Raw genomic sequence first — 6180 nt, forward strand, 5'->3', positions numbered from 1 at the left:
CGGGCCGTACACCAGCAGGGGCCACCAGGACGCGATGCCGTCGTGCATGCGGGGCATCGCGACGACGCGCAGCGGATCGTAGGCGACCACTCCGCCGAAGAAACTCACCGAGGAGGCGATCACCGCGGCCAGCGCGGCGATGAGATGGCTGGCCGTGCGCAGCACGTTCGGGCGCCTGCGTTCACGGACCTTTCGGTGGCTTCGGGAGACGTCCCTCAGCGGAGGCAGTGCGGCCGTGATCTCCTGCAGGTTCTCCAGGGGGGTCTTCCCGGTCCGCGACGCGGGCGGAGTGGGTGAAGCGGGTTGAGCAGGGGCGGAGGGTGGGGTGTCCGACGTGTCCGCCGTTGGCGGCTCGTCGAACTGTGTCTCGGCGCGGACCGTCTGCGGCTCGTCCCGGGCCGGGGGAATCCTCGGCCACTGCTGCCCCTCCATCGCGTCCTGGAGCATGAAGGCCAGTTCCTCGGCGGGGTCCCACGCCGAGTCCGGCGGCACCAGGGGCCCCGAGAAGAACTGCGTCGGCGCCCGGTGCCGGCCGGTGCCGCGTCCGGTTCCGTCGAATCCGCCGGTATACGGGTATTCAGCGTGCGGACGGTCGGTATGCGGCTGATCCGCGTACGGTTGATCCGCGTACGGTTGACTCACGTACGGGTGATCCGCATCGGGGTGATCCGCATAGGGATAATCGGTGGAATATCCGGGACGTCGGTCGATACGTTCGTCATACATGAAGCGACCCGGCTATTCCGGTCGCGGTACGGCGGACCGGCCTTCCGAGCCCACCCACCGGCGGGCGAGGTCGGCTTCCAGCGCGCTCATCGCGTCCAGGAAATCCCGCAGCAACGGTTCGGTCTCCTCGAGCGCGACCGGGAGATCCCCCCTGGTCAGGGTCCCGTTGACGCTGCCCGGCGCGTGCACGGGAGCGGGCAGATAGCTGTAGGGCCCCAGCGCCACCCCGTGTCCGGCACTCGCGATCTGTCGCTCCCGACCCGCGAACAGACCGAAGTACCCTTCCCTGGTTGCCTTAGTCATATCCCAACTAACGCCACCCGACTTCCCCGGATGCGCGGCAAACGGGTGAAGGAATTCCCTGATTAGACCTACATGTGCGATCGGATGGTTCATCCGTCCGGCCGAAGAGGCGCACGCCCGTGGCACGGTAAGGCAATTTCGCGATATCGGCTCCAACGCAATGGAATACGCGAAGTTACGGGACGGGTGGAAGAGAGCCCCGGTCGGGCCAACCGGCTAGCGCAGGATCCGCACCTCCCGCGACGCGCTCACCTGGTCCAGCTCCGACACGCGCACCGTCGCCTTCGCGGTCCAGGTGCCGGGGATCGGGAGGTTGAGGGAGTCGGTGCCCCAGTAGCCACCCCTGTCGGTGAGCCGGGCGTCGATCGGGCCGATCTCCCGGGCCTGCAGGGACAACGACAGACGCAGCTCGGGGACGGTGGACAGGCCACCGTCCGGGCCGAACACCACCGCCTCCACCGCGTTCTGGCCCACGCGCCCCGGTTCCCAAGTGATCTGCACCGTGCCGCGACCGCCGGGGGTGCCGGTGTCGAACGGGATCGTGGTGACGGCGGCGCCCGGGATCCCGGCGGCGGGTGCGGTTCCGGCCGCCTCGGCGGCGGCGCGGCCCGGCAGCGTGCCGCTCAGCACCGTACTGACCACCAGGACCGCGATGGCCACGGCGGCCTCGGCGAGTACGGAGCGACGCAGCGCGCGACGGCAGCCGCCCGACGCGGACGAGGGGTCGGATGACGAGTCCGATGACGGGCCGGGGGAATCGGAGGGTCGAGCGGAGGGCGGGGCTGACGGTGGCACGGGTTCCCGGGCCGTGGGGAGCGACAGGCCGCCGACCTGCTCCGGGGTGCGCTCCAGGGCCGTCGGCTGCGACGCCTCTTCCCGCACCGCCGTCCTCCCGGCCCCCCGCGTCCTCCCCGCCTTCTCCGCCCTCTCCGCCGTCACCAGCCGCGCGGTCCAGCGGCGCGAACGCCCCGCCGCGGCCAGCAGCAGTGCGACGGCGGCCAGTTTGACCAGCAACAGCCGTCCGTACGTCGTGTCGGTCAGCGCGGCCCAGGAGCCGAGGCCGCGCCAGGACTGGTAGAGGCCGGTGACCACCAGGACGGTGACGGCGAGGAACGCGACACGGGAGAACCGGGCCACCGTCGCGCTCGGTCCGGAGCCGTCGCCAGTGCCCCGAGGGTCCGCCGTCGCACCCTGGAGGGTCGTCAGAAGGGCCATCAGGCCGCCGAGCCACACGGCCATCGCCAGCAGGTGCAGCACCGAGGACGTCATCGCCAGGGGGACCTGGATGCCGGCCGAGGCGTGATCGGACGCGGCCCAGGTCAGGGCCAGGGCGAGAGCCAGGGCAGTGCCCATGGCCAGCGTCGTGAGCGCGGCCTGCCCCGCCCCGCGCCGGTACAGCCGTACGAGGAAGGCGGCCGTCGGTGCGAGCAGGGCCAGGCGGGCCAGCAGCACCAGGCCCGGTCGGGTGGTCAGGGTGTGGGTCAGGGCCGGGACGTCGAGTGCCGACGCCGGGCCTGCGCCCGTCTCGTACGGTGCCCGCAGCACCAGCAGGACGACGGTGGACCCGAGCAGCGTCCACCAGCCCGCCGCCAGCGGCCGGCGCAGCGGACCCGGGTCCGGCGGGCGGCACAGCAGCACGAAGGCCGCCGTGCCGATGAGCAGGGCGGCGGCACCGTAGGCGGCGTAGCGGGCGAGCTCGTGGAGACCGCCGGTCACCGGGTTCTCGTTCCGGCCCGTGCCGATCGCGGCCGAGGTCGGGGACGGTTTCCCCACGGAGAAGGTGAAGGCGCCGGAGACCGGGTGGCTGTCCGCCGACACCACTCGCCACGCCACGGTGAACGTGCCCTGGCCCAGCCCGGCCGGGAACGCGACCTCGGCCGTGTCCGGGTGGTCGGGCGCGTGCCGGGCCTCGCCCGTGTGCACCCGTCTGCCCGCCGGGTCGAACAGGCGGAAGGAGTCGTCGAGCAGCCCGACGGACTCGGAGAAGGCCAACGTCACGGAGTCCGGCGCGGACTTGAGGACGGTTCCGTCGGCGGGGTCGCTGGAGCGCAGGACGGCGTGGGCGGACGCCGGGCCCGCACCGCCGAGGACGAGCAGGAGCAGTACGGCGCCGAGCAGCGCCAGCCGTCGGGTCACGTCACTTCTCCGTCTCGGGACTTGCCGGCCTCCCGATACGTACGCACCCCGACGGCACATCACTCACCGGTCGGTGACGGTTTTCCCAGCTGGGTCGGGAAAGACCGTCTCACGGGAGAGGAAGGCGAGTTGGGCGTGCTTCTCGGGCAGGTACACGTCGGGCAGGTCGATCTCCGGCAGGACGACGACCGGCCCGCGTTCGAACCCCTGCCGGAGGAAGCGGGCGATGGCCTTGTCGTTGCGCACGTCGGGGTCCACCACGACCCGCCTGCGGTCCAGGCCCAGCAGGAGGTGGGTCAGAACGGCGTGCAGCAGGGCCGCCGTCCAGCCGGGGCGACGGCCGTCCGGACCGGCAGGCGCGAGCAGCAGGTGGACGCCGATGTCGCCGGGGCGCACCGGATAGCACTCGCTCACGCGGTCGGCCTCCGGCTCGTACGTCTGGAGCAGAGCGGCCGGGGTGCCGTCCTTAACCACCAGGAAGGCGTGGTGGGTGCCGAGGGTGTCCATGTGGGCGTAGACCTCGGCGACCTGCCGTTCCGTCAGGCCGGTCATGCCCCAGAAGGCGGCGCGTTCCTCGCTCACCCAGCGGTGGACCGTCGCGGCGTCGGCGTACGGGTGCAGGGGCTGGACGCGTACGGTGCCGAATCCGTCGACGACCTGCTCGTGGACGGGTTCGCGCTCGGGGGCGTACGGCTCGGGCATCAGATGTCGGTCTCCTTCGTCAGGCGGGCCCAGTCGGTGACGACCGGGACGAGGTCTCCGGCGGTCCACAGGGGGAGCTGGTCGTGGTGGTGGGGCGCGTCGGGGACGCCGTCGGCGCCGAACGGCACCACCCAGCGGCTGTTCTCCCGGTGGGCGAGGTCCCAGACGTAACGGGCCACCGGTCCGCGCGCGGCGCGGTCGGTCAGCCCCGGCACGGCCGAGGTGCACAGCACGCAGTCGTGGTCGCCCGCCAGTCCGGGCTCGTCGTACCGCGACCCGGCGCCCTCGAGTGCCCGCCAGGCGGCGAGACGGTGCCGCTCCCCCCACGTCGTGGTGGGCCGGATCGCCACCTCCTCCACGGCCGCGCGCACGATCGCGGAGCGGTCGATGCCGTACAGGTCCTCGGCCCTCAGGAGGTTCTCCAGGGCGTGACCGATGCGCGGGACGAGGGCCAGCCAGGGGAGGAACACCTCGGGGTAGGCGGGTGGTTCGGCGAGCGCGGCGAACACGGGGTGGGCGGCCAGGCGGCGTACGACGGCCGTGCGCACCGCCGCGTACGCCCCGGCGTCCTCGCTGTTCGCGTCCATGTGGCGGTCCCAGCGCAGGAGGCGGTCCCGCAGACGGGCCGCGGCGGGCGTCAGGCGGTCCAGGGCCGCAAGGTGGTCCAGGAGCGGTGCGGCGGAGGCGAGGTGGGTGTCCGTGTGGATCGCCGGCATGTCGTCGGCGGACCACAGGGCCCGCTCGGCGAGCCGGGCGTGGATGCGGTCGGCGCGGTGCGGCGGCGCGAACTCGACGCCGAGCGGGGCGGCGGGGCCGCGCTGGTTCGCCATCACGGCGACACCGTCGGTCAGTCCGGCGCGGGGCGGCTCGTGCCAGCCCTGCCAGGCGTGCCCGGCCTCCCAGGCGGGAACCAGGCGCAGGCGGTTGTCCCGGGCGCGCAGCGGCACCCGGCCCGCGACCCGGTGCAGCACTCCGCCCTCGGTGTCGGCGGCCAGAACGACGTTGACCGGCTCGGCCCAGGCGTCGAAGGCCCGGTCGACGTCCCCGACCCGGCGGGCGCGCAGGAGCCGCAACAGCGCACCGAACCCGAGGTCACCGCTCACGCGGGGCGGATAGCGGAGACTCAGCGCGACGGGAGGCGCGAGCGGATCGCCCGGGACCGGGGGGCCGTCCGACCACCGTGGGCCATCGGGTCCCCGCCGACCGTCCATCCCCTGCGGGTCGTCCAGCCTCTGTCTGCCTTCCGGCTCCTCAGGGGCCTCCAGATCCTCCAGGTCCTCCAGCGCGACCTGGCCCTCCAGGCCCTCCAGGCCGTCCAGCCTCCGAGGCGCGTCCGATCCCCGCAGGCCGTCCAGGCCGTCCACGCCGTCCAAGCCCTCCGGGCCGCCCGCGATCACGGGGCCGCGGTCGGTCTCGATGATCTCCACCTCGATCGGGGCCTCGCCCGCGATCTCGACGGTCTCCGTGTGGCGGGCGGCGCGGTGCCAGGTGCCGTCGGGGCCGAGCGCCTCGATCCCGGCGCCCGTCCGCCGCAGACGTTCCCGGTAGAGGTCCTGGTAGTCGGCCATGGCGTTGGTGATCGCCCAGGCGACCGTGCCGGTGTGGCCGAAGTGCGCGATCCCCGGGACGCCCGGGACGGCGAGGCCGACCACGTCGAACTCCGGGCAGGCCAGGCGTATCTGCTGGTAGACACCGGGGTCCTCGACGAAGCGGTGCGGGTCGCCGGCGAGCAGCGCCTGCCCGGTGACCGTACGCTCGCCGCTCACCAGCCAGCCGTTGCTGCCGGAGGTCACGGGGCCGTCGGTGGCGAACAGGTCCACGGCGCCCGGCCCGAGATGGCATACGACGTGCTCGCGCCACAGCTTGGCCGGGAAGCCGGCGAAGAGAATGTGTGCGCCGAGCCAGACGCCGAGGGGGTGCCAGGGTTCCCAGCGGCCGGGCGCGAGGCCGGTCCTCGCGAACTCGGGGGCGCGCCGGGCGCCCTCGGCGAGACCGTCGTTGACGCCGTCGGTGTACGCCCGCACCCAGTCGGCCGTCTCGGGGTCCTGCCGCTCCAGCGCCGCGAAACAGCGTCCGGCGGTGTCGGCGAGGCGGGCGCGCCGGGCGAAAAGGTCCCAGGCTAGGGCGGTGGCGCCGAGGAAGGAGGCAGAGGTGCCCTGTGTCCGGTGCCGCTCGACCTCCACCTGCCAGGCGCGGTCGAGGGCCGTGACCCGGCCCTGGGCACGGGCGAGCGCGCGGGGGCTGCCGGCACGCAGGTGCGGGATGCCCCAGTCGTCGCGGTGGACCTCGGCGGTCGTCGTTCCCTCCCCGCCC

4 protein-coding genes and 1 pseudogene are annotated in these 6180 nt (G+C 73.5%); all 5 read right to left on the reverse strand.

Going from position 1 to position 6180, the window contains the following annotated elements:
* Positions 1–492 (reverse strand): annotated as a pseudogene (locus tag BZY54_RS52120) (DUF2637 domain-containing protein); the annotation flags it as partial.
* 246 nt (positions 493–738) lie between these two features.
* The gene (locus BZY54_RS06735; protein ID WP_244217006.1) at positions 739–1029 is read right to left on the reverse strand and encodes a hypothetical protein; all 291 of its coding nucleotides are present in this window, start codon (positions 1027–1029) and stop codon (positions 739–741) included.
* Between the two features lie 216 nt (positions 1030–1245).
* The gene (locus BZY54_RS06740) at positions 1246–3165 is read right to left on the reverse strand and encodes a copper resistance CopC/CopD family protein (protein WP_244217007.1); all 1920 of its coding nucleotides are present in this window, start codon (positions 3163–3165) and stop codon (positions 1246–1248) included.
* Positions 3166–3228: 63 nt separating this feature from the next.
* On the reverse strand, positions 3229–3867 hold the full coding sequence (locus tag BZY54_RS06745) for a GNAT family N-acetyltransferase (RefSeq protein ID WP_086723624.1): 639 nt from the start codon (positions 3865–3867) through the stop codon (positions 3229–3231).
* Entirely contained in the window at positions 3867–6131 is a 2265-nt protein-coding gene (locus BZY54_RS06750) for a penicillin acylase family protein (RefSeq protein ID WP_086723627.1), read from the reverse strand. Before BZY54_RS06750 ends, BZY54_RS06745 begins: the two co-directional genes overlap by 1 nt.
* Between the last annotated feature and the right edge of the window lie 49 nt (positions 6132–6180).

It is taken from the genome of Streptomyces carpinensis, from assembly GCF_002154505.1.
Classification (GTDB): domain Bacteria; phylum Actinomycetota; class Actinomycetes; order Streptomycetales; family Streptomycetaceae; genus Streptomyces; species Streptomyces carpinensis.

Bases quoted from the DNA above. Each gene is read 5' to 3' on its own strand.
- BZY54_RS06745 (WP_086723624.1), bottom strand. From the start codon at position 3,867: ATGCCCGAGCCGTACGCCCCCGAGCGCGAACCCGTCCACGAGCAGGTC.
- BZY54_RS06735 (WP_244217006.1), bottom strand. From the start codon at position 1,029: ATGACTAAGGCAACCAGGGAAGGGTACTTCGGTCTGTTCGCGGGTCGG.